Consider the following 25185-nt stretch of genomic DNA (forward strand, 5'->3'; position numbering starts at 1 on the left):
AAACTTGGGGGTATGAATTCACCCACCGATCTCGATGCCCTGAACTCCGATCAACTGCGCGCACTCGCGCGGCAGTTGATGACCCAGGTCGACGAGAAGACGCGTGAATCGCACTACCGCCAAACGCGCATTGACCAGCTCACCCACGAGCTCTCGGTCATCAAACGCCTGCAATTCGGCAGACGTAGCGAACAGTTCACTGCCGAGCAGTTAAGCTTGCTGGACGAGGCCATTGATGAGGATTTGGCAGCGCTTGAGGCCGAGCTGGATGAACTGCGCTCGGACGCGCCGCAGGAGAAACCTCGCAAGCGGGCCAAACGCTTGCCGTTGCCGCCCCAGTTGCCCCGCACCGACATCCATCACGAACCGACTGAGTTAAGCTGCTCCTGTGGCTGCCAGCGCGTACGCATCGGCGAGGATATCAGCGAGAAGCTTGACTACACTCCGGGCGTGTTCTCGGTTGAGCGCCACATCCGTGGGAAGTGGGCATGTAAAGCGTGCGAGACGTTGATCCAGGCGCCGGTGCCACCGCATGTGATCGACAAAGGGATTCCGACGAATGGCTTGCTCGCGCAGGTGTTGGTTGCCAAATACGGCGACCACCTTCCTCTGTACCGGCAGGAACGCATCTTCGCCCGGGCTGGCCTAGCAATTCCACAATCGACGCTCGGCGGCTGGGTGGGCGTATGCGGTGTACGTTTGCAGCCCTTGGTCGACGCACTTCGGGAGGAACTGCTGCGCCATAGCGTCTTACATGCAGACGAAACGCCGGTGCGGATGTTGAGCCCCGGCAAAGGGAAGACGCATAGCGCCTATTTATGGGCCTACACGTCGACTCAGTTTGCAGAGGTGCGCGCTGTCGTGTACGAGTTCGCCGACGGCAGATCTGGCGAACATGCCCGCGCCTTCTTGGGCAACTGGCGTGGCAAGCTGGTCGTCGACGATTACAGCGGCTATAAAGCAGGATTCAAACTGGGCATTACCGAAATTGGCTGCATGGCGCACGCGCGGAGAAAATTCTTCGATCTGCATGCGAGCAAGAAGAGCCAGATCGCCGAGCAGGCATTGAAATTCTTCGTGGCGCTCTACGACGTCGAGCGCGAAGCAGCCGACTTGGATCCTGAGCAACGACGAGCAATTCGTGAGGAGCGAGGCCGGCCAGTCGCGCAGGCGTTGCACGTCTGGATGCTCGCTCAGCGCAAGCTTGTCTCCGAGGGCTCGCCGATCGCCAAAGCACTGGACTACAACCTCAAGCGTTGGCAGGCGCTCACGCGCTATCTCGACGATCCTCATGTACCCATAGACAACAACCGAATCGAGAACCTGATCAGACCCTGGGCGATCGGAAGGTCGAACTGGTTAATTGCAGGCTCCCTACGCGCTGGTCAACGAGCCGCTGCCATCATGAGTCTGGTGCGTTCCGCACAGCTCAACGGGCACGACCCGTACGCATACTTAAAAGACGTCCTCACGCGACTGCCGACACAGCGGGCCGATAAGATCGCCGAATTGCTTCCGCATAACTGGGTACCACCTGTCCCCTGATTGAGCTCACCCCTGACTTTGCCGGGCGCTTACGACTTTTTGATGAAGGACTTTACTACCGCGAGCGAACCGATGAACGGGGGCTGCGTCGAAAAGAAGGTTGCATGTCCCCGACGATGCGGACTTTGTTGGAAAACGTCCTAAGTAACGTGCTAGGGCGCCTCACAGTAAGACAGAGGTGGACGGGATCTGAACAGACTCTCCCTACCGGCTAAGCCTGCCGAGTCTGGACCTTATCAAAGTCGCATGCGGAGGCGAATTACCGATTCGCAGACTGAATAGATTGCAAGACCGGCTGCATAGAGGTTTGATATTCAGGCACCCAACGCCGCAGGTCACGACGCACTTCTTCGTCCGCCAACACGCGATGCTGCATAAGCCACGGCAGCAGTTCATCGAGAAAATGATCCGCTACCCCGCGCGCTTGCGCAATTCGTAATTTTGGATGCGGTGTACGGGTAGTGGTCTCGTCGTCAGCGAGCAATTCTTCGTATAGCTTCTCGCCTGGGCGCAAACCCGTGAAAACAATCCGAATCTGCTCCTCAGTGAAACCGTATAAACGGATCAAGTCTCGCGCGAGGTCTACGATCCGCACTGGTTGGCCCATATCCAGAATAAAGATCTCGCCCCCGCGTCCCATACTCGACGCTTGCAATACCAGTTGCGCAGCCTCAGGGATGGTCATAAAAAAGCGTGTAATCTCCGGGTGCGTCACTGTGACTGGGCCGCCCTTTGCAATCTGCTGTTGGAACTTTGGGATTACGCTGCCCGCGCTGCCCAAAACGTTGCCAAATCTAACCGTCTCGAATTGCGTGTGCGGAGCGGTCTGCTGCAGCGCCTGACATGCCATCTCCGCGAGCCGCTTACTCGCGCCCATGACATTGGTAGGGTTGACGGCCTTATCGGTAGAGATCAGCACGAAATGGCGGACTTGATGACGAATGGCCGCGCGCGCAACGCGCAACGTTCCGAGAACGTTGTTGCGCACCGCAGCCCACGCGTTCTGCTCTTCCATCAGCGGCACGTGTTTGTACGCAGCCGCGTGAAACACAATGTGCGGCGCGAAGCGTGACATGGTCTGGTCAAGCAACAGCGAATCCTTGGCGTCACCGATCACCGGAATCACCGATAGATCCGGGAACCGCTCGTGCAATTCTTCAACGAGCAGATACATCGCGTATTCGCTCAGATCATAGGCCACGAGTTGCGCCGGCGAAAAGCGCAGGATCTGCCGGCACAGTTCCGAACCGATAGAACCACCCGCCCCCGTCACCATCACAACACGGCCATGCAGCAACGCTTCGACGTGCGGCATGTCGATCTTCACCGGCTCACGGCCAAGCAAGTCTTCGAGATCGATTTGCCGGACGCGGGAGAGGAACGCCTGACCTTGCGTGAGGATGGTGAGCGCGGGGAGAACCATCGCCTTGACGCCGGCGCGAACGCACATGGTCGCGACGCGCCGCTGAGCATCGACCGACGCCGATGGAATCGCGATGATCGCGGTATCGGCCTTCAGCTGTTCGGCCCAGAGCGGCAGTTCGCTGATCGACCCCAGCACTTTGTGGCCCAGGATTTCGCGGCCGCGTTTGGCGGGGTCATCGTCGAGAAGACCGACCAGCCGCCATTCGCTCGAACGCGCGAGTTCACGCACTAGGTTCGCACCGGCAGTGCCAGCGCCGAGCACGATCACGGGCTTGCCCTTGCCGATCAGGCCGCCATACAGATAAAACTCCTTCACCGCTCGATACAGCGCGCGCGAGCCGCCCGTCGCCATGAACAGAAGCAACGGCGAAACGATGAGAACCGAGCGTGGAATGATAGGCACCGGCTGCAGCATCGCGGCGCCGATCATCACGACCAACGCCCCGCTCGCAACAGCCTTCGAGATCCGCATGAGGTCCGGCAAACTGGCAAACACCCACATGCCGCGATACAAGCCGAAGATGCGAAACATCACGGCATAGATTACGACCACCCACACGAGCGCATTGATGCCGCCATGCCAGAAATCGTCGGGAACCGAGCCGTTGAAACGAAGAGCGTACGCGACCAGCCACGTGACGACCACCGCCACGATGTCGAATCCAAATGCCGCCATAGAGAGCCACGAGGGCTTAATTCGCATCGTTATGATTATCTTAAGTGAGGGTGAATTGCCGCCAACTGCGGTCGATCTGCCAGCCAACCAGCGCCAGAACACCATACCAGCCCGCAAACAGCACCCATTGCGCTACGGGCGGCACGTGAAGTGCTAGAAGCGCCACCCCGCCGCTGCCCAACATGAGCAAGTAATACGCCACGGCAACCCGGGTATGGCTTCCGGTAATCTGTACCAACCTCTGATAGTAATGCTCGCGATGCGCCAGCCACACTTTTTCGCCCCGGACGAGACGACGACAGAGCGTCACCGTTGCATCGGCAACAAAAGGCGCGAACGCCAGCGCCGGGTACCAGATCGGCCACACGCCGTGCTGCCAGCCCCAGAAACCAAGCGCGCCGGCGAGAAATCCAAGCGGTATGGAACCGGCGTCGCCTAGAAATATCTTGGCCGGATGATGATTAAAAATCAAGAATCCAATACCGGCGCCTGCGATTGCCGCCGCGGCCGTTGCAAGCGAAGGCTGCGTCGAAAGCGCTGCAACGGCGTAAAAGCCGAAGCCCGATACCGCCATCCCCCCCGCAAGCCCGTCAGAACCGTCCATGAAATTGTAGAGATTCACCACCCACACCAGCGCAATGACGGCGAGGAGCGCCAGCCACCAAGCGATATCGACGGCGCTCCATGCGATGGCCGCCGCAACCACCAGCAAGTGCGCCGCGAAGCGTATCCGGGCCGGCAGGCCGCGCCGGTCGTCGATCTGAGACACGATGGCCAGCACCAGCGCCCCCAATGCGATCCAGCCAAACGACGGCGCACCAAGCGCAATGGCGAGGATCGAACCCGGTACGACGCCCCAGCCGCCCACCCGCGGAATGGGCCGCACGTGCAGGGAGCGGTGATTCGGGATATCGACAGCAATATCCCACGCCCAGCCCGTGCGCAATAACAACAGCAGGATGCCGGCGCTGACCACGCCCGCAATGGCTGCGGCAATGCACAAGAGCATGGGCGCGCTCACCGGTGCGCCTCCTGAAAAGCGCGCACAGTCCTTTCGATACCCTGCGCTACCGAAACAGGCGGCGTCCATCCGAGGCCGGTCCTAAGCCGCGTGCTGTCCATGCGCAGCGGACTTGTCAGGCGATCGATCTGCGCGGAACGCCCGGCAATTCGGCCCAACGCGTGCAGCCATGAAGGGGGCACCGGCAACAGACGTACGGGTTTGCCAAACGCGTGCGCGAGCGAGCGGATCATCTGCGGGACCGTCAGGTCATCACCGTCCGTGACGTGGTACACGCCCGCCGTCGGCTCGGAACGCGTTGCGACAAAGCGAATGGCATCGGCGAGATTGCCTGCGTAGACCATGCTTCGGTGAGCGTGGACCGCGCCCAGCGGCAGCGGAACACCGCGCTCGACAGCTTTCATCAATTGTTCGAAGTTCGCCCGCACGCCCGGGCCGTAGACCAGCGGCGGGCGCAGGCTGACCACCTCCATGCCATGCTCGCGGCCGAAAGCGGCGAGTACGCGTTCAGCCTCGAGCTTGGTGATGCCGTATGGGTCGACCGGCGCGGGGGTGTCGTCTTCGCGCCAGGGCCGGCCGGGTTCGTCCTCGCCCAGCGCCTTGATGCTGCTCACGAATACAAATCGCTTTACGCCGGCGTCCAGCGCCGCGAGCGCCACGTGCTGCGAGCCTTCCACATTCACCGCGTGGTACGCCTTCATCGGATCGCCGGCGCTGTCGTTCATCACGTGAACGCGGGCAGCGAGATGCACGAATGCATCGGCTGCAGGCAACGGTGCGAGGCTCGCGAAGTTATCGTCGGCAATCAGCCGTTCGTCGACGCGCGGGTCGCAACCGCCCGGGCGCCGCACGAGCGCGGTCACGGCATAGCCTGCATCGCAGAGACTTGCACACGTTGCACGCCCCACGAAACCGTTGGCCCCGCTCACGATGATCCTCATGCCGACAATCCGCGATACACCGCGCAAGTCTGCGCGACGGTAGCGTCCCATGTCAGCTCGGCCGCACGACGCAAGCCCCTGGCGACCAGTTCGCCGCGCCGCGCCGGATCGCCGAGCAGGCGCTCCATGCCGGCGGCGATGTCATCGATGGAATACGGGTCCACTTCCCACGCGGCCCCCGCCGATACTTCCGGCAACGATGTGTTATTCGATGTCAGTACTGGCACGCCGCTCGCCATGGCTTCGGCAACGGGCAAGCCAAAGCCCTCGAACAACGACGGATAAGCGAACAAAGCCGCCGATGCATACAATTTCAGCAGATTCTCGCGCGGCACGTAGCCCGGCATCACGACCTGGTTGTCGCGTGCGAGCGGTTCGATCACGCGCATCAACGCGGCGTTATGCCATCCATCGGCGCCGATCAGCACGAGCGGAAACGCGCTGCGCATATCGGCCGGCAAACGCGCGAACGCTTCGGCAAGCCGCAGCAGATTCTTGCGCGGCTGCAACGTACACACCGACAGCACGAACCCGCGATGTTTCAGCCCAAGTTGCGCGAGGGCATCGGCACACATTTCTTCAGGATACGGCTGGAACGCCGGTTCCACGCCCAGATGAATGGTGACCACCTTCGACTCGGGAACGCCGTAGATCTCGACGATATCGTTCTTCGTGTAATGACTGTCCGCAATCACGACCTGCGCCTGGCGCAACGACTTCGGGATCTCGCGGTCGAGATATTCCACCGCCACGCGCGGATGAAACTCTGGATGCCGCCGATGTGAAAGGTCGTGGATAGTCAGCACGGTCGGGCCTTTGTAGCGCGACGCCACGAAGTTCGTCTCATGGTAGACATAGCCGCGACGTGCGTAGTCGTCGCGCAATTCACGCGACAGGACTGCCCGCAAGATGGTTCTGCTTCGATACAGGCCCGGCAGACTACGCGCCTTTTGCATCACTTTCGCCCTGATACCCTCGCTGAACTGCACGCCCTTGCTCAACGGAACCCGCTGGTTGATCAGTTCCTGCAGCCGTTCGCCTTCGAACAACTGCGTGCCCACCCAGCCTGCCAGCCCTTGCACATCCGGAGTGTCGGTCAGTCCTTCCAGCAGATGCTGGGTGTAATAGCCGACTCCGCTCCGGGGTGGGCGTAGTGAGTTGAGATCGAAAAGCAGTTTCATGCGTGAATGTCTAGTTATCTTTGGGGCAGCTTGGTGGGCTTATGAGCTGCGAACCGGGGTCACGAGGGCGGGATCGCCGCCATCGACCTTGTCCGCAAGACACGTGGCTCGCGATCGCAATCGGGCCAAGAATGGAATGAATGAAACCATCCTCGTTTGCTCACCGACTGGACATGTTCCGTGTTTCCCCGAATTCCTTCCCGCTGCGCTTCACAGCGTTTCGCCCGGCCCGGGCGAAACATCGGAATTTAACACAGCGGCCCCTGTTTCCCCCGTCTTTACGGACCCACCGGAGCGGGTCGCGTGCGCCTGCGCAACGCTCCGCGCCTCGGTGATCACGTGTCAAGAAAACTGTCCACACAGTAACAAAACCGTCGCGACGCGGCGAGCTAGAGGCGGTTCCCTTGCTGCAACAACGGTAACGAGATGTCATTGAAAGGGGCATCGGTGTTCTGAAATCCGCTAAAATCGCGGCTTCCGTGCCCCAATTCAGTTATTCCTGAACGTTAATGAACATCATTCCCGTGATTATTTGTGGGGGCGCAGGTACTCGCCTGTGGCCAGTGTCCCGCGAAGCCTTTCCCAAACCGCTGTTGAAACTGGCCGATGGGCAAAGTCTCCTGCAGAAGACATTCTTGCGCGCATCGCACGTGGCTAACGCTGGTGAAGTGGTCATCGTCACCAATCGGGAAACCTATTTCCTGACCAAGGACGAATGCGTCGAAGCTGAATCGGGCGTGAGCAAGCTCGGTTTCATCCTTGAGCCATCCGCGCGCAACACCGCGGCGGCAATCGGCGTGGCGGCGGAAGTCGTGCGTGAGCAGCACGGCGCGGACGCAATCATGCTCGTGATGCCCGCCGACCAACTGGTGGAAGACGAAGCCGCGTTCGGCGCCGCTGTGCAGCACGCTGCGCGGGCCGCGCAGGAAGGCCGCATCGTCACGTTCGGCATCCTTCCGACGAAGCCGGAAACAGGCTATGGCTACATCGAATTCGAAAGCGCGCCGCTGCCGGGTGTGCAGGCCGTGCATAAAGTGGTGCGGTTCGTCGAAAAGCCTCCGTTGAGCGTGGCCGAAGAACTGGTGGGTGACGGCCGGCACCTTTGGAACGCGGGCATGTTCTGCTTTACCGCCGAGACCATGCTGGCTGAACTTGGCAGACACGCGCCGACTGTCCTCGAGCCTTCCATTGCCGCGGTGAGTGAAGCCAAGCGCAGCACGTCGAAGGACGGTTATACGGTCGAACTCGATGGAACTCAGTTTGGTCGTGCGGAAGATATTTCCATCGACTATGCGGTCATGGAGCGCTCGGACAACGTAAATGTCGTACCTTGCGAAATGGGCTGGAGCGATACCGGCTCGTGGCTTGCCATCAGTGAGCTGACCGCGCCCGATACACGCGGCAATCGCATTCACGGCGGAGCCGAGCTGTATGAGGTCGATAACTGCTTTATTCGCAGCGAAAACGGCCGGATGATCGGTGCGGTGGGCGTGCAGGACCTGATCGTGGTCGACACTGCCGACGCCCTGCTGATCGCCACGCGTGACCGGGCGCAAGACGTGAAGCAGATCGTCGCCAAGCGCAAGAAAGTCAATCACGATGCGTACAAGCTGCACCGGACGGTGCATCGCCCATGGGGCACGTACACCGTGCTGGAAGAAGGCGATCGCTTCAAGATGAAGCGCATCGTGGTGAAGCCGAACGCCCAGCTTTCGCTGCAGATGCATCATCATCGCAGCGAGCACTGGATCGTGGTGAGTGGTTGCGCGGACATCGTCAATGGCGAGCAGGTCATTTCGCTGCAGCCGAATGAGTCCACTTATATTCCGGCGGGACACAAGCACCGGCTGATCAATCCTGGCGTGATGGATCTCGTGCTGATCGAAGTGCAGTGTGGCGAGTATCTGGGAGAGGAAGATATCGTCCGCTTCGAGGATGTTTATGGGCGCGTGCCTGCCTGATTGCTTTTAGCGTCATTTGGCAAACGCCGCCGAGGATGTCGAATCCGCGGCGGCGCCTTGCATTGCTTCATTGCCGGCAAGATGTCTTGCGCCGGCCCCTCAGCGGGATTTATGCGCGTTTTACACTTCTACAAGACGTACAAGCCCGATTCGATGGGCGGCGTCGAGGAACTCATTGGCCAGATATGTTCGGGCGCGGCCAAACGCGGCGTGACGAGCGAGGTGCTGACCGTATCGAAGGATACGAGCACGGTCGACTTTGGCGACCACCTGCACCATCGCGCCAAACTCGATGTGGAGATTGCATCGTCGGCGTTCTCGCTTGCGGCGTTCCGGCGCTTTCGTGAACTGGCCGAACACGCCGACCTGATTCATTATCACTTCCCGTGGCCGTTCGCCGATGTCGTGCATTTTGCGTCGCGCGTGCACAAGCCCTCGATCGTGACGTATCACTCGGATATCGTGCGGCAAAAAGTGCTGCTGCGGTTCTACAAGCCTTTGCGGGACAGGTTTTTGGCAAGCGTGGACACGATCGTGGCGACGTCGCCGAACTATCTGGCGACGAGCGACGTGTTGCAGCGGTATCGGGACAAGGTCGAGGTGATTCCCATCGGGCTGGATGAGACTTCGTATGCGAAGCCCACGGCCGAGAAACTGCAGTATTGGCGCGAGCGTGCGGGGCCGAAGTTTTTCTTGTTTGTCGGGAATCTGCGGTACTACAAAGGCCTGCATGTCCTGCTCGATGCGCTGCAGGGCACCGAGTTCCGGGCGGTGATCGTCGGGTCGGGGCCGGTGGAGCAGGAACTACGGGCGCAGGCGGAGCGGTTGAAGCTGAATAATGTGGATTTCGTCGGGCCAGTGGGTGATGACGACAAGATCGCCCTGCTCACGCTCTGTCATGCGCTGACGTTTCCGTCGCATTTGCGGTCCGAGGCGTTCGGGATCTCGCTGCTCGAAGCGGCAATGTTCGGAAAAGCGATGATATCGACCGAGATCGGGACCGGGACTTCGTATGTGAATGTGGATGGGGTAACGGGGCTGGTGGTGCCGCCTAGCGATCCGGTGGCGTTGAGGGGGGCGATGGGGAGGGTTTGGGGGGATGACGCGTTGGCGGCAGAGCTGGGGGCTGCGGCGCGCAAGCGTTTCCAAGTGAACTTCACGGCCGAGAAGATGGTGAATGCCTATGTGGACCTATACGTACGGCTAGCCAACCCGAATCGCCGCAGCCTCACTCGCTGAGAGATCGCACGCGCGCAATGGATGATCCGGAATCCGCCCGAACTGTCGTCATCATCGAAACCCTGCACTATAATGCGCAAATTCCTTGCGACAAGCTGACCGAGTCCGTCTATGCGGTGGATAACGCATAGACGCGCGTTTCATCGCTACAGATCAAGGGCAAGCGTTGTACGCAACGACTTCCAACTGCCCGCGACAGATGACCAACGTTCCCGGCCGATTCAACACCGCACTCAACAGGATTTCAATGAAAGCTGTAATTCTTGCAGGTGGACTTGGAACCAGGATTTCCGAAGATACCGTCAATCGCCCGAAGCCAATGATAGAGATTGGCGGGAAGCCGATTCTCTGGCACATCATGAAGATCTATTCAGCCTATGGCGTGAATGATTTTGTGATTTGCTGCGGCTACAAGGGTTATGTGATCAAGGAGTATTTCGCCAATTACTTCCTCCACACCTCTGACGTGACATTCGACATGAGCACGAACGAGATGCAAGTGCATCAGCGTTATGCAGAGCCCTGGAAGGTCACACTTGTCGATACAGGCGAATCGACAATGACCGGCGGGAGGCTGCGCCGTGTTAAGGATTTCGTCAAGGATGAAGAAGCATTTTGTTTCACATATGGCGATGGTGTCAGCAGCATCGATATCAGTGCGCTGGTGGAATTCCACAAGCAGCAAGGCACGCTCGCCACGCTCTCCGCGACCTTCCCGCCCGGCCGGTTCGGCGCGCTCGACCTGAACGACAATAAAGTGCTTTCGTTCAAGGAAAAGCCGAAAGGCGACGGTGGCATGATCAATGGCGGTTTTTTCGTGCTTTCGCCGAAGGTTATCGACTTGATTCCGGACGACGACTGCATCTGGGAACGTGAGCCGCTGGAAAAGCTCGCAGATGATGGTCAGCTTTCGGCTTTTGAGCACGAAGGATTCTGGCAGCCCATGGACACCCTGCGCGACAAAACCCACCTGGAAGAGCTTTGGCAGTCAGGCCGTGCACCGTGGAAGGTGTGGTGATGGTCGATCAAGCGTTCTGGCGCGGGAAAAAAGTTTTCCTTACGGGCCATACCGGCTTCAAGGGCAGTTGGCTTACTCTGTGGCTGCAGGCTCTCGGTGCCCATGTAACCGGCTTTGCTCTCGCACCGGACACAACGCCGAATTTGTTTATGCTCGGGGGTGTGAGCGACGGGATTCAATCAATTATCGGCGATATCCGAGATCGCGCCTTGCTGGCCAGTGCCATGAAAGAGGCGCGCCCCGACATCATTATCCACATGGCAGCTCAGCCTCTGGTGCGCGAGTCTTACGTGACTCCGGTGGAGACCTACGAGACGAACGTGATGGGAACGGTACACGTGCTCGACGCCGTCCGTCAGGTCCCGGGCGTTCGGTCCGTCGTTATCGTGACCACGGACAAGTGCTATGAAAATCGTGAATGGGAATGGGGATATCGAGAAAACGAGGCAATGGGCGGCTACGACCCGTACAGCAGCAGCAAAGGTTGCGCTGAACTCGTGACCTCCGCGTATCGCAACTCGTTTTTCAATCCCTCGACGTACGCAAAGCATGGCGTCGCAGTGGGAAGCGGTCGCGCGGGCAATGTGATCGGCGGCGGGGACTGGGCTGCTGACCGGCTCATTCCTGACATCATGCGTGCGATTTCGCAAGGCGAGACTGTCAACATTCGCAATCCCCACGCCATTCGCCCATGGCAGCACGTGCTTGAACCGCTCAGTGGCTATCTGATGCTCGCTGAGAAGCTCTATACCGACGGACCGGGTTTTGCCGAAGCATGGAACTTCGGGCCAAATGATTCTGACGCTAAACCGGTTCAGGCGATCGTGGAACGGCTGACGTCCCAATGGGGCGACGGAGCTCAGTGGCGTCTGGACGGAGGCAGCCATCCGCACGAGGCAACGTTTTTGAAGCTTGACTGCTCGAAAGCGCACGCGCGACTGGGTTGGCGGCCGCGCTGGGATCTGAACCATACGCTCGACACAATCGTGGCCTGGTACAGGTCAGCAGCTCGAGACGAAGACTTGAAGACCGTGACGCTCGCCCAGATCGACGAATACACCCAAATTTGAAGAACCCCACCATGACAACTAAAGATCAGATTCGCGAACAAATCATCCAGCTCGTCCGGCAATATGGCGAGATCGCTTCTCAGCCTGTGGCGTTCGAACCCGGCAAGAGCCTGGTGCCGCCGGCGGGCAAGGTCGTCGGAGCGCCTGAAATGGAAGCGATGGTCCACGCGTCTCTCGACGCATGGCTCACGACTGGTCGCTTTAACGACGAATTTGAGAAGAAGCTTGCCGCGTATATCGGTGTTCGCTATCTGATTACGGTGAACTCGGGTTCGTCGGCAAACCTGGTCGCGTTCTCCACGCTGACCTCGCCGCGACTCGGCGATCGCGCCATCCGTCCGGGCGACGAAGTGATTGGCGTCGCGGCAGGCTTCCCGACCACCGTCAACCCGATCCTGCAATTTGGCGCAGTACCTGTCTTTGTCGATGTAGAACTTGGCACGTACAACATTGACGCGACCCAGATCGAAGCGGCCATCTCGCCGAAGACGAAAGCGATCATGCTCGCGCATACGCTCGGCAATCCGTACAACCTCAAGACGATCGTCGCGCTCTGCAAGAAGTACAACCTGTGGCTGATCGAAGATTGCTGCGACGCATTGGGCGCGACCTACGACGGCAAGCTCGTTGGCACGTTTGGCGATATCGGCACGATCAGTTTCTATCCTGCTCACCACATCACGATGGGTGAAGGCGGCGCGGTCTTCACGAACAACCCGGAGTTGAAGCTAATCGCAGAATCGTTCCGCGACTGGGGCCGCGATTGCTACTGCGCACCGGGCAAGGACAACACGTGCGGCAAGCGTTTTTGCTGGAAGCTCGGCAATCTGCCCGAAGGCTACGACCACAAGTACACTTATTCGCATCTCGGCTATAACCTGAAGATCACCGACATGCAAGCGGCCTGCGGACTCGCGCAGATGGATCGCGTGGATGGTTTCGTTCAGGCGCGTCGCGACAACTTCGCTTACCTGCATGACAAGCTTCAAAGCTGCGCGGAATTTTTGATCCTGCCGCACGCCACGCCGAATTCGGACCCGTCCTGGTTCGGGTTCCCGATTACGCTCAAGCCTGAGGCCGATTTCCGTCGTGTGGACCTGCTCGCATATCTTGATCAGAACAAGATCGGCACGCGCCTGCTGTTCGCGGGCAATCTCACACGCCAGCCGTATATGATTGGGCGCAACTATCGGGTGAGCGGCGAGCTGACAAACACCGAGATCATCATGAATCAAACGTTCTGGGTAGGGGTGTATCCAGGATTGTCGCGAGAGATGCTCGACTTCACCATCGAGAAAATCGAGACGTTCCTCGGCGTGAACTTCTAAAGCGGGATTTATGCGCAAGCCGTTGCCCCAGGATGACCTGGACTTCGTCGTCGAGCATACTGCCGATGTCTGGTCCGCTCTCGACCGGGCGCGGCTCTTTATCTCGGGCGGTACCGGGTTTATCGGCTCGTGGCTTCTCGAAGTCGTACAGCACGCTAATCAAGTGGTCGGCAGCAAGATTGAAACCGTTGCGCTGAGCCGGGATCCGCAGAAAGCCATTGATTACGCACCGCATTTGTTCGCGGCGCCCGGCATGAAGCTTATTCAGGGCGATGTCGCAAGTTTCGAAGCGGGTCGTCAGCCTGTCGATGCCTGCATTCATGCTGCAACCGACGTTGCTGATCTTGCCCGCGCAGGCGATGCGCTGCGTGTTTTCGATACCGGTGTGACCGGCACGCGTCGCGTGCTGGATTTCGCACAAGCCAATGGCGCATCGCGGTTCCTGCTGACATCGAGTGGTGCGGTGTACGGCGTGCAGCCAGCAACACTTGCACGGATGCCTGAGACCTACTCGGGTGCACCCGACCCGTTGAAAATGGCAAGTGCTTACGGCGAGAGCAAGCGTGCCGCCGAATGGCTGGGATCTGCCTATGCGCAGCAGCACAGCAGCATGCATGTGGGCATCGCGCGAATCTATGCGTTGCTCGGCCCGGCTATTGCGCTAGATGGTCCGTTCGCCGCGGGTAATTTCATCCGCGACGCGCTGGCCGGAAAACAGATTGGCATCAACGGCGACGGGCGGCCCTTGCGCAGCTATCTGTACATAGCAGACGCATGCATCTGGCTTCTGCGCATGCTGGTTCGCGGTGAAAGCGGCGCCGCGTATAACGTAGGCTCCGAACGCGAAATTTCGATCATCGATCTCGCACGGATGGTGGAACGCCAATGCGGCTCGACATTGCCCGCGGCACCGGCAGTGCAAGCCGGTAGTGGCCCTGCCCCGCGTTACGTACCGGATACGTCGAAGGCGCGTCACGCGCTTGATGTCGACGAATTCACTTCTTTGGAACTGGCTTTGTCCAAGACGATCAACTGGAACCGCTCAGCGGTCACGGCATGAAAAAATTCGACGCAGTCCGCGTTCGCAAGACCATCCTCGACATGGCGTTCGCCGGGTCGACAGTCCACATCGGCTGTGCATTTTCGATCGTGGAGTTGCTTGCGGTGCTCTATCGCAACCATCTCCACTTCGACGCCACCAACCCGCATGCGACGCAGCGCGACTACATGGTGTTGAGCAAAGGGCACGGCGTGATGGCGCAATATGCCTGCTTGCACGAGATCGGCTGGCTGAGCGACGACGAAATGAGCAACTACTTCGGCAATGGCACGCGCCTCAAGGGTTTGGCCGACGCTCACGTCCCCGGCGTGGAAGTCACCGCCGGTTCGCTTGGTCACGGCCTCTCGGTTGGTGTTGGTCTTGCGCTCGGCGCCAAGATGAACAAGACGCAGCAGATGTGCTACGCCCTCGTAGGCGACGGTGAACTGAACGAGGGCACGATCTGGGAAGCCGCATTGTTCGCCGCGCAGTTCAAGCTCGACAATCTGGTGGTCATCGTCGACGTGAACGGCTTCCAGGCGATGGGCACGACCGATGAGGTGATCAGCCTCGGCGACATCGAAGCCAAGTTCAGGGCGTTTGACTTTGAAGCGGTCACTATCGACGGTCACGACGAAGCTGCCGTCGACCGTGCATATAGCGATTTGAAGGCCAGCAAGAACGGCAAGCCGAAGGCGTTGATCGCGAAAACGGTCAAGGGAAAGGGCGTGTCGTTCATGGAACACGACAACATCTGGCATTACACGCGGCTCAATCCGCAGACCTACGAAGCCGCTATTACGGAACTGGGAGAGCGCGCATGAGAGACGCATTTTCAAACGCGCTGGTTGCCGCCGCGAAGAATGACCCAAAGGTGCTATTGCTGACGGGCGATCATGGTTACGCCCTCTTCGATGCGTTCCGGAAGTCCTGTCCGGATCAGTACATCAATTGCGGCATTGCCGAGCAGAACATGGTGGGCGTCGCAGCCGGGCTGGCGAAGGCCGGCTTCAAGCCAGTCGTGTACGGACTCGCCGCTTTCGTTCCTATTCGCGTGCTTGAGCAGATCAAGATTGACGTGTGCTATGAGAACCTGCCGGTCACATTGATTGGTGACGGCGCCGGCGTGGTGTATGCGCAACTGGGCACGAGCCACCAAAGTACCGAAGACATCGCGGCCCTGCGTGGCGTGCCGCAAATCTCCATCTACTCTCCTGGCGACCGCTTCGAACTGACGGCGTGTGCCGAGCACATCGTGCGGAACCCGGGACCGGCGTACATGCGTATGGGCAAGGCCGATCTGGGCGATGTGCATCGGGGTCCTATTGCAGGCTGGAGCAACGGCGATCTGATTCCCGTGACGAACACCGGTGCGCCGTATCTTTTCATCGGTACGGGTTCGGGCTTGAAGATGGCTCAAAAAGCCGCCGATGCTTTGGGCAATGCAGACGTTGTTTCAGCGCCCTGCCTTAAGCCGTTCCCTGAAAAGTCGTTGCGTGAACTGGCGAAAGGCCGCGAAGCGATCGTTACGTTCGAGGAGCATTCGATCTACGGCGGACTAGGTGGCGTGGTTGCCGAGACGCTGATGGGTCAGTACCTCGGCACCTTCGTGCGCGTGGGGATCCAGGATAAGTTCAGCTCGCTCTGCGGCAATTATTCTTTCCTGATGGAAAGTCATGGCTTGTCGTCCGCGGCCGTGGACCGCCAGATCAGGGAGGCATTGAATGCCAGTGCCCAACTCCAGGACTGAAGAGGCGGTCAATGGCCAGCCCATCGCGGACGATCCGATCGCGCTTGCCGCGGCTCCCGAGGCGCGCGTCAACACTTGGTATCAGTTGTTGCGCTTCTTGGTGGTCGGCGGCATCAACACCGTATTCGGCTATGCGCTGTTCGCCGTTTTTACGTGGTTTGGAATGGGATATCCGCTTGCCATTGCGCTGGCGACCATCGGTGGCGTGCTATTCAATTTTCAGAGCGTCGGCCGCCTCGTTTTCGACGGTGCTCCGCGTTCGCGGTTCTGGCGGTTCGTTGGCGTGTATTGCCTGATCTACCTAATTAACCTTGGCGGTGTGAAGCTGTTATTGAGCTTTGGCCTAAATGTATACGTGGCGAACGGCATGATGCTGCTTCCCCTTGCCGGCCTCGCTTTCATCCTTAATCGTCGGTTTGTTTTCAATCTGCCATGAAGCATATAACGGTCGTTACCCCCTGTTTCAATGAAGAAGAAAACGTCGAAGCGGTTTATATCGAGACAAAGAAGATTTTCGGGACCATCCCGGAAGTCACGTACGACCATCTTTTCATTGACAACGCTTCGTATGACAAAACCGTCAGCATTCTTCGTGGTATCGCCGCGACCGATCCGAACGTCAGTGTGATCGTGAACGCCCGCAACTTCGGGCATATAAAATCGCCGGTGCATGGATTGTTGCAGGCCAAGGGTGACGCCGTGATCCTGCTGGTGGCCGACCTTCAGGATCCACCCGAATTGATGCGCGACTTTGTTCACAACTGGCTGGAAGGTGCACTGATTGTGGTCGGCGTTAAACCTGAGGCGAAGGAATCTGCATTGTTCTTTGCCCTTCGTCGCGCGTACTATCGAATGGTTACCCGCATTGCCAACGTCAAGTTGATCCAGAACTTCACGGGTTTCGGATTGTATGATCGTAAAGTGATCGAAATCATTCGGCAGATCGACGACCCGTATCCCTATTTCCGCGGCTTGATCTGCGAAATTGGATTCGATGCAATCCAAATCCCTTACGTGCAGCCAAAGCGCAAGCGTGGAATATCGAAGAATAATTTCTATACGCTTTATGACATTGCGATGCTGGGTATTACGTCGCATTCGAAGGTACCGTTGCGGTTAGCCACAATCGCCGGTTTTTTCCTGTCGGGAATTAGCCTTTGTGTGTCACTGGTCTATTTGATTTTGAAGCTGATGTTCTGGAACAGCTTCGTCATTGGTAGCGCGCCGCTGTTGATCGGACTTTTCTTCTTTTCATCGGTTCAGTTGTTTTTCATTGGGCTGCTTGGTGAGTACGTGGGTGCAATCCTGACTTATGCGCAGAAGCGACCGTTGGTAGTCGAGCGGGAGAGGATTGTTGGGAGTGGGCCTGTGGCTGTTGTGCATCCCGCTACGACTGATACAGGTTCGGTCTCGCCTACGGCGTGATAGAAACGCAGAGGTGGCATGCTCAAATTGGCACCCGGCTGGGGAAAATGTCTTCCCTGCGCCGTGGGCCTTGCGTCTCGCATATCACGGCCCCTATCGGCTCACGCCAGGGAAACCGAATAGCTCGGGTAAACCTCGCCGCTGTGACGTCCACAGCCCGCAAGGCTAGCGTCGACGCCGGAAATTTCTCATCCCGATCGGTCTCTCTCGGCAAGGCCCAGAATAGCCGGGTTTAATCGAGTTCCGCCCAGATTGTCCCGTCAGAAACGTTGAATTCTGCTTCTCTGCTCTCCGACGTATCACTTAGACTGGAAAGCATCGAATTCCTACGTAGCTGGTTGCACCAACACATATCTCATTACGGCTATGAATAAAAAAAATCTTCAATCGACGCAAGTGGTGTTTGGGCTCGCCATTCTCGCTTTTTTGGTTTTCTGGTTTGGCCGCTATATCCAGACGGGCAGCTTTGATCTGGTACAGCACTACTTGTTGGTCGACGAGATCATGAAGCACGCCGGAGTCCGGCCGGAGGCACCTCAGCGGATGGGCGCCATGGCTCTTTATCCGCCGGCGGCGCATTGGATGGCAGCTGTTATCGGCTGGGTGGGCGGGTCAGGATTGGTCGGCATTACAATCGTCACCATTGCTTCCGTGTACTTCTGCTACCAGATAATCGCGCTTCTGATCGGGGCCAGTGCCCCCGCCAATATCCTCCTTTTTGCTCTTGCCTTCCTCGCGCTGAGATTCACTCGCTCCCAGATCGGATGGGAGGTTGTCACTAATTTCTTTTATCCGCAGCTCGTCGCAGATGTCGCGTATTTTGGCGTTCTCATATGGGTCGCGAACAATCGCGGGATCTGGAGACAGGCGCTGGCGTTTCTACTCACTGGCGTGCTGACAATGTGGATCCAGCCGCTTATTGCCATACACGTACTGGCAGCCGGATGCGCTCTGATGGCATTTCACTTCGTGGAAATGTGGCGCAGCAAAGCTGCCCATCGGATCATGAAAGCCATATTGTTGGTGTTGTTCGTCGTAGTATCAGCCGCGATCATCCTGCTGCATCCGGAATTCAAGATCATGCGCGAGATCTCGGCGAATGACGGGTATCTGGTTTTCGGCTATAGCTACGTGATGCTGGTAGCGATCTTGTGCGCGGCGATTGGCGTTATCAACTTGCTTCGCCGGCTTACTGGCCGTGCGGAATACGTCGATGCGGTGTTGGGTTGCGCGGTGGTGGCAGCGACACTCCTGGTCGTGCTTCAGTTCATGCTGTTGAAACTGCATAACGACGGCTCGGCGTATGCCGTGAAGAAGCATATGTTCATTGTCTGCACGCTTGGCGTGATGAACGCTGTGCGCCTGATTGCCGCGTTTTTGCCGGCAAGCAAGATCAAACTCGTGCCGGGATTGGTTGCACCGCTCGTTGCCGGCTTCGCATCGTTCTTCGTGCTTAAGGGATTTAACACACCTGTCGCGCCCATAGTCAATGCAATGGCGTACGCGAATCACGCTGCCAGCTATGAGCTGTCCGACTTCGTGCCGGGAAATACAGTCGCCGATGATAGCTCGCTACCGATGATGGGAAACGTCATGATCTCCCTGACCGCTTTTCAGCATAGTTTCGATGCCACGGCAATTTCCTGGCAACGTGGCGTCAGCATCAAGGAAGGTGCGCAATACGTACTGGTTATGCGCACGCCGTACATAGACAAGATTTGTGACGACCGGCTCGCTGGCAACGAGAGCTTCACGATTGTCAAACCAACTTGTTTAAAACGGTATCTGCCCAACGAGGTGCTTAGCCTCGCCCCCGGCGGAAACGGTTGGCAGTACGCGTCTAATGGATGGGGTGGCGCAGAATCCTGGGGTACATGGTCGCTGGCGGATGTCGGCGGTCAGATGGATCTCCGCATTCCGGCAGCCGCGCAAGGACCGTATCAGATAGTTGTCGACGGCATGGCTTATGTGAATCCGAAGCACCCGTCACAACGCATAGATGTTTTGGTCAATGGGACCAAGGTCGCGACATGGTCGTTCGACCTTAAGACGCCAGCGGGCGAGCGGTCGGCGACTATCCCTCAACAGCTTGTTCAGAAGGGGTCGCTCCACATTGTTTTTGAAGCACCCGGCGCTGTCTCTCCTGCGCAAATTGGCGACTCTGCGGACGCAAGGATGTTAGGGATCGGTGTCAAGACGATGATGTTACGGAATTTGGAGAAGGCATCTTGAATGCGATGCGGTCTGGCGAGCACGACAGTAGATAGTTCAACCGGAATGCGTGATCACGTTCGCCGGAATACGCACGCTCGCTCAAACAACTGCATTTGTCTGGTGTTCGCGACACACTAGAAACACGCCTCCTGCAAGCGCAAGCGGCAAACCAGCCCTTTCTGGAACCTTCTCAATGATTCTTCAAGAAGAATTCGATCGCCGCCAATCACGGCTCGTCGAGCGCCGGCACAAACAGTCGGGCTTGGAAGAGAAGCTTACGTTCGCCGAATTCGATTGGTCCTTCAATCCAAAGCTTCCACGCCAGGCCTGTCTGGAGTTGAGGACGTTGAAGTTCGTCAACGGCTGGCGAGAACGCGCTTCTTATCGGCAAACCGAGCACTGGCAAGTCGCACGTCGCGAAGGCGGTCGCCAATCAGGCGGTCCTGCAAGGCTATAAGGTCCAGTATCTTGAGACCGACGACTTCTTCACACGCTTTGAGCTTAGTGAACCACCACAACAAGAGAAGCGTTTGCGCAGCATTCTCGAATGCGATTTGCTGGTGTTGGACGACCTATTTTTATCCCGGTCGATTCCAGACGTCGCTGGAGCTTTGCTGCAAACCCTTGTTCATCAACGATACAAACTGCGCCGTAGCGTCATGGTCACGTCAAACCGCGTCGTTCAAGACTGGGGCGCCTACCTCGGCGACAACACCATGAGCAGCACGATTCTGGACCGCCTCATGCATCACTGCCATTCACTCGAATTAGACGGCCGAAGCTACCGCTTGAAAGAAGCTACGGAAACCCTTGCGCGCGAAACCAAAGCGAGCTAAAAAACCGTCTTTGTCCTGCTTTTAGGTGGAGGAGTTTGCGCGACCATAAGTGGAAGAGTTTGAAGTGACCATCCGGGGGAAATTTGCATCCACTTCTTTTTATATCTAGCGAACGATGGTTCCGAGGGCCCGTTTCTAAGTCTGGAAAACGGTTCGTGATTGCCGAGGATTCTGGGTATGAACCTAAAATTAGGCAAAATCAGATTGTGCTCACACTGGGTCAACCTGCCGACAAATATCAGGTCGGACCATTTACCGTGAACGTATTCGACGCTTCAAAAACCGACCTCACAAAGTTGTATTTAGGCGGCCCCAACATAATCAAGGACGTGCTCAAATGATGCGAAAATTACTCAAACCGATTAAAAATTTTATCCGGTCTGCGATAGGAACAAATGGCGTGGCGGAACTGGTCGCGACATTCGAAGGAAAGCTAACGAGCATCTTAACTAGTGTCAAAGAAAATCGCGCAGCGGAACAGTTATCGGCTATCGACGTCAAGTTGGAGGCGCTCTCTCATTCCATCAATTCAAATAGTCTGGCAAATCACATGCAGGCGCTGGGTGAAAAGTTGGAAGTTCTATTGGAGCAAGTCGACGCTAACGCAGTAACAGACAAATCAGAGGCGTCAGGCGCCAAACCAAAAATTATTTTGGATGCCGAGACGTCAACTTGCGCCGGTGCGATCACAGCGACAACGTTCCCGGAACCGACCTACGATTTCAACCTTATTCTCCATCAAGCGCGCAGCTCTCTGATGCGCGACATGCCACCGAATGCCGAGCGCTTGCTAAGTGCCGGTTGTTCCGGGCGTTGGTACTTTGATTGGATCGCGCAGACCTATGGTTATGTGCCTCAACATCTTGGAATTGAATACTATTCGCCGAAACCTGACTCGCTTCCCAACAACGTCACTTGGATCGCAAATACGGCTGGCAATATGGAAGCTGTTTCAGATAAGAGCTGCGATCTTCTGATCTCTGGCCAGAACATCGAGCATTTATGGCCGGATGACATCGCCGACTTCTTAGTTGAATCTGCCCGCGTTCTTAATACTGGAGGAACATTGTGTGTGGATACTCCCAATCGCACGATTACTAAATTACTCGGCTGGAGCCAACCGGAGCATACGATCGAATTAACAGCGCCTGAGATGCGCCAGCTTTTGGATCTCGCAGGGTTTGAGATAACAAAGGAAGCAGGTATCTGGCTGTGCCAAGACCCGAAGACGTGTCGCGTCATGTCGATCGATCCCAACGCAGGCGACCCTGAATGGTCCGTAACCGAACGCATTTTTTCGGCAGCAGACAAGCCGGAACATTCGTTTATTTGGTGGATGGAAAGTCGGCGTACTGAGCGCGAGCCAGATCGTGAAGGTCTTCGAAAACTACTTGCTAGCATATTCACAGTCGCGTGGCCGGAACGGATTCAACGGCTCGTTGTGCTGCCGGTATTCAATACGGAGCACCGCTCTGACGGCGAATGGATCGTAGTGCCGCCTATGCACGACGGTTTGGTATTCTACGGCCCATACATGCCGTTGCGCGCTGGACGCCACCTAGTCACTTTCGAATTTGAATCCGACCCGACCGCAACCGCTACGTTCGCGCGTTGCGACATTATGGTCGGAGGTAAAGAACCACGTATTATCGACCAACGTGAAGTGCTACCGAACGAAACTAACGTCACCTTTGAGGTAAAGGTTTCTGAACTCACATTCGGAGCACAATTCCGATGTATCAGCATCGGTCGCTCAGGTTTCAAGGTAAGGCGATACATCAAGCTGGTGGAAGAGCTTGACGACGTGACACAGATCGAGTGATGCGAAGCAATCAGGCCACCCAAATGACGCACTAAATATTGTCGACAGCGCTTCCCATTTATCCCCCGGGCCATCGGTCAGTTACCGAAAGTACGCCTTAAGCGACCGAATTTCCGGACACCGAAAATGAGCCCTCGGTTTAAGGCACTCATTTTCGGCTTTTTAATACGAAACTTGGTCTCTAAACTCTAATTCCATAATTCTCAAGCAGAATTGGATATTCTCCAGGGAAAATCGTTACATTCTGCTCGGGGATAAATTCGCCCTCGACCGAGCCCGAGAGACGGTAAGCAAAATGGTGGATAACGCGATATCCACCTTCTGGTAATTCTCGTACGAAGAAAACCCGGTTATTGGGAGAAACGACACCTAAAAATAATCGCAAAATTTTCCTAAATCCATCGCTCAATTCAGGTAAAGAAAATTCGTTGAGCCTACTCGTGACATCGATGTAAGTTCGCTTTGCCATGGCATCCGGCAGCAGATCCGCGTCCAAGTGCCGCCTAATTTCCGCCCAGTCAGCGGGCCGGATTTTCGCGCCCTCTAACGTTTGCAAATCGGCAAGCACTTCCGCCGTTTTTTTGCTTGCTGAGGCTAACGCAAACGCCTCGATTGCCGCAACATATCCAGCAAGAACGTTACCTGGACCGTGATGTTGCCGAATGTACGCAGCGGCGTGTCTGCCCATAAGCTCTCTTGCATCGGGTTCGCGATATGACGTTTCGAGTACACTTGACAGCTCACGTGCGCTTACTTGTTCCGAAACTTTAATCACGTTTTTGTCCGGAACTTCGTTCAACGTCGCATGGGCGTTGATGATGACCTGTTTGCCGGCGGCCATGCCATCAAAAACTGCGGCCGACGTTTCGCCGCGGGATTGCGCGCGCAGCTGAACACACACGTCGCAAGCACTCAGCCACATGTCGTACTCGGCGTCGGAGACATACCCGGTTGTCGAACAATGCGCAATTCGTCCCTCAGAAACGAGCGTCGCAATGCGTTCGTCAAAAAACGCCTGATCAGTACGTTCTCCGACGAAAACCAATCTGCAATTGTCTTGTAAGCCAAGCTGGCTTTGCGCCCACGCCTCAACTATTACGTCGTTTAATTTGAATGCCGGAGCAACCATCCCGAACGAACACACGATGAAAGCATCTGTAGGAAGATTGAGCAGAGCTCTAGCCTCATCCCTCGCCATAAAACAGTCTCGATTTCTTAGCAGCGGCAAGACCTTCCAGCGGCTCGCTACGTTGGGGCCGTACCATGATCGCGCAAGGTCCCTACTGTATTTTGAATGGCTGATAATTCCATTGGCATTCTCCAGAATGGATAGATTACAGGGATACTTTGTAACTGATCGCTCTGCCGAGTTAACACACAGGTGTTCAAGCAGGCCGACGATTCCATGCGAGTGTTCGATCTGGACGTCCAGTGCACGAGGTTCGCGACCGGTCGCCTGAAGAGTCCAAAAAAGACCACTGAGATAGAAGTCGTGCAAAACCACGGTGCCAGGAATCTTCAACAGCAATCGAGGCATTTCGACGTGGAACGCCGAGTTCCCAAAGTGGTATAACACTCTGTCGTATCGCGTTGGGTTCGCCTCGAACTGATCGCACGTGACTACGGCGAGATTTCGTCGAATCCACGGGTCAGTCACCTGTCCGTCGTGGATTATGTCTATCTCATAGTGGGTAGAAAGCAAGGGCAAAAGCTCTGCACTGTATCCCGCGATACCACTTTTATCCGGAGGTAGCGGCGAAACGAAAGCGAGGCGAGGCCGCGAAGCCCGCGGCTGGGCGGCAACGACCCTTGTTCTCCTAGCCGACTCAGACTTTCGTGCGAATTGTGCCTCCAAGGCATCCCACGAGAGACCTGCGCTCCTTTCCCATGAAAATTCTTTAGCGCGCTCTAAACCAGTGGATCTCAAACTTTTCAGAAAAGCGTCGTTTTGTAGTACCTCGACGAGTTTCGTCGCGATGCTTTTCTCAGACGTAGGATCAAACAGTGCATCGGTCCGGCCAATCACCTCTGGAATGCTCGTGCAATTTGAGCCAATGACTGCCGCTCCGCAGGACATCGCCTCCAGCGCGGGTAGACCGAATCCTTCATGTAATGACGGAAAGATGAATAACTTGCAAATGTTGTACAGAATTGCGAGATCATCATCGGAAACAAACCCGGTGAAAACGACATCGCTGGTCTTCAGTCCAACACTATTAGATATGGCACGCAGCCGCGCTTGGTCGTGATCACTGGCGCGGCACACGATCGCTAATTGATGACCGTCTCGCAATACACGCGGCAAGCCCGCATAAGCGACTATTAGTCCTTCGATATTCTTGCGAAAATCAATGCCTCCTGTGTACATCACGAATGGCTTGTCGAGCTTATACCTGGCCCGAATCTTCGCCTCCTTCAGCGCTATATTCGCGATGACGTGAAATTTACTATCAGCGGCGCACGAAATATTGACAACCGAGTCCTCTTGCAGACCGAGTTCGTCAATGCCTTCGCGTCTTGAGGACTCCGATATCGCCAGCGACAGATCTGCTTGCCTAAGTTGCAGTACCTTTCGCCGGTACCAGTCGTCCACCCGATCATCAGCCAAATAAGTGTCAGCTCGGATATACGGAATTAGGTCATATAGGGTAACTGCTTCAACGGGCGTCACTCCATATCCTATTGACGTGACCG

18 protein-coding genes and 1 pseudogene are annotated in these 25185 nt (G+C 56.9%); 14 read left to right on the forward strand and 5 right to left on the reverse strand.

Annotated elements, in window-relative coordinates; genetic code table 11:
- Window positions 1–12 precede the first annotated feature (12 nt).
- On the forward strand, window positions 13–1545 hold the full coding sequence (gene tnpC, locus ACRXB1_RS02970; RefSeq protein WP_449491030.1) for an IS66 family transposase: 1533 nt from the start codon (window positions 13–15) through the stop codon (window positions 1543–1545).
- Between the two features lie 259 nt (window positions 1546–1804).
- Here tnpC and ACRXB1_RS02975 read toward each other — a convergent pair whose 3' ends face one another.
- From ACRXB1_RS02975 to ACRXB1_RS02990, 4 genes are read right to left on the reverse strand one after another with little or no spacing between them, the layout of a single operon-like run.
- On the reverse strand, window positions 1805–3673 hold the full coding sequence (locus ACRXB1_RS02975) for a polysaccharide biosynthesis protein (protein ID WP_449491031.1): 1869 nt from the start codon (window positions 3671–3673) through the stop codon (window positions 1805–1807).
- Between the two features lie 13 nt (window positions 3674–3686).
- Entirely contained in the window at window positions 3687–4655 is a 969-nt protein-coding gene (locus tag ACRXB1_RS02980) for an MraY family glycosyltransferase (RefSeq protein WP_449491046.1), read from the reverse strand.
- Window positions 4656–4663: 8 nt separating this feature from the next.
- Window positions 4664–5659 carry a UDP-glucose 4-epimerase family protein gene (locus tag ACRXB1_RS02985; protein WP_449491032.1) on the reverse strand — a complete coding sequence of 332 codons (996 nt, stop codon included), beginning with the start codon at window positions 5657–5659 and terminating at the stop codon, window positions 4664–4666.
- The gene (locus ACRXB1_RS02990; protein ID WP_449491033.1) at window positions 5605–6789 is read right to left on the reverse strand and encodes a glycosyltransferase family 4 protein; all 1185 of its coding nucleotides are present in this window, start codon (window positions 6787–6789) and stop codon (window positions 5605–5607) included. The genes ACRXB1_RS02985 and ACRXB1_RS02990 overlap by 55 nt, the downstream gene beginning before the upstream one ends.
- A 509-nt stretch (window positions 6790–7298) precedes the next feature.
- Between ACRXB1_RS02990 and ACRXB1_RS02995 the strand changes: the two genes are divergently transcribed.
- The 13 genes and pseudogenes from ACRXB1_RS02995 to ACRXB1_RS03055 all read left to right on the forward strand — a co-directional run bounded on the left by ACRXB1_RS02995 (window position 7299) and on the right by ACRXB1_RS03055 (window position 22491).
- Window positions 7299–8750: a mannose-1-phosphate guanylyltransferase/mannose-6-phosphate isomerase gene (locus ACRXB1_RS02995; RefSeq protein WP_449491034.1), complete on the forward strand. Its 1452-nt coding sequence runs from the start codon at window positions 7299–7301 to the stop codon at window positions 8748–8750.
- 111 nt (window positions 8751–8861) lie between these two features.
- On the forward strand, window positions 8862–9989 hold the full coding sequence (locus tag ACRXB1_RS03000) for a glycosyltransferase family 4 protein (RefSeq protein WP_449491035.1): 1128 nt from the start codon (window positions 8862–8864) through the stop codon (window positions 9987–9989).
- Window positions 9990–10236: 247 nt separating this feature from the next.
- Entirely contained in the window at window positions 10237–11007 is a 771-nt protein-coding gene (gene rfbF / locus ACRXB1_RS03005) for a glucose-1-phosphate cytidylyltransferase (protein WP_075358240.1), read from the forward strand.
- Window positions 11007–12077, forward strand: coding sequence for a CDP-glucose 4,6-dehydratase (gene rfbG, locus ACRXB1_RS03010; RefSeq protein ID WP_449491036.1), 1071 nt, complete (start codon window positions 11007–11009; stop codon window positions 12075–12077). The genes rfbF and rfbG overlap by 1 nt, the downstream gene beginning before the upstream one ends.
- Window positions 12078–12088: 11 nt before the next feature.
- Window positions 12089–13405 (forward strand): lipopolysaccharide biosynthesis protein RfbH, encoded by a 1317-nt coding sequence (gene rfbH / locus ACRXB1_RS03015; protein WP_449491037.1) that lies wholly within the window; start codon window positions 12089–12091, stop codon window positions 13403–13405.
- 10 nt (window positions 13406–13415) lie between these two features.
- A complete protein-coding gene (locus tag ACRXB1_RS03020) occupies window positions 13416–14465 on the forward strand; it encodes an NAD-dependent epimerase/dehydratase family protein (protein WP_449491038.1) in 1050 nt (349 codons plus the stop codon).
- Window positions 14462–15268 carry a transketolase gene (locus ACRXB1_RS03025; protein WP_449491039.1) on the forward strand — a complete coding sequence of 269 codons (807 nt, stop codon included), beginning with the start codon at window positions 14462–14464 and terminating at the stop codon, window positions 15266–15268. The genes ACRXB1_RS03020 and ACRXB1_RS03025 overlap by 4 nt, the downstream gene beginning before the upstream one ends.
- The gene (locus tag ACRXB1_RS03030) at window positions 15265–16194 is read left to right on the forward strand and encodes a transketolase family protein (RefSeq protein WP_449491040.1); all 930 of its coding nucleotides are present in this window, start codon (window positions 15265–15267) and stop codon (window positions 16192–16194) included. Before ACRXB1_RS03025 ends, ACRXB1_RS03030 begins: the two co-directional genes overlap by 4 nt.
- Window positions 16169–16630, forward strand: coding sequence for a GtrA family protein (locus tag ACRXB1_RS03035; protein ID WP_449491041.1), 462 nt, complete (start codon window positions 16169–16171; stop codon window positions 16628–16630). Before ACRXB1_RS03030 ends, ACRXB1_RS03035 begins: the two co-directional genes overlap by 26 nt.
- Window positions 16627–17619, forward strand: coding sequence for a glycosyltransferase family 2 protein (locus tag ACRXB1_RS03040; RefSeq protein ID WP_449491042.1), 993 nt, complete (start codon window positions 16627–16629; stop codon window positions 17617–17619). Before ACRXB1_RS03035 ends, ACRXB1_RS03040 begins: the two co-directional genes overlap by 4 nt.
- Window positions 17620–17985: 366 nt before the next feature.
- On the forward strand, window positions 17986–19851 hold the full coding sequence (locus ACRXB1_RS03045) for a hypothetical protein (protein WP_449491043.1): 1866 nt from the start codon (window positions 17986–17988) through the stop codon (window positions 19849–19851).
- An 89-nt stretch (window positions 19852–19940) separates the two neighbouring features.
- Window positions 19941–20669: pseudogene (gene istB / locus ACRXB1_RS03050) on the forward strand (IS21-like element helper ATPase IstB).
- A 337-nt stretch (window positions 20670–21006) separates the two neighbouring features.
- Window positions 21007–22491, forward strand: a complete 1485-nt coding sequence (locus ACRXB1_RS03055) for a class I SAM-dependent methyltransferase (RefSeq protein WP_449491044.1) — start codon at window positions 21007–21009, stop codon at window positions 22489–22491.
- Between the two features lie 181 nt (window positions 22492–22672).
- Here ACRXB1_RS03055 and ACRXB1_RS03060 read toward each other — a convergent pair whose 3' ends face one another.
- Window positions 22673–25162 carry a glycosyltransferase gene (locus ACRXB1_RS03060; protein ID WP_449491045.1) on the reverse strand — a complete coding sequence of 830 codons (2490 nt, stop codon included), beginning with the start codon at window positions 25160–25162 and terminating at the stop codon, window positions 22673–22675.
- Window positions 25163–25185: the final 23 nt, after the last annotated feature.

Source organism: Caballeronia sp. M23-90 (assembly GCF_053574605.1).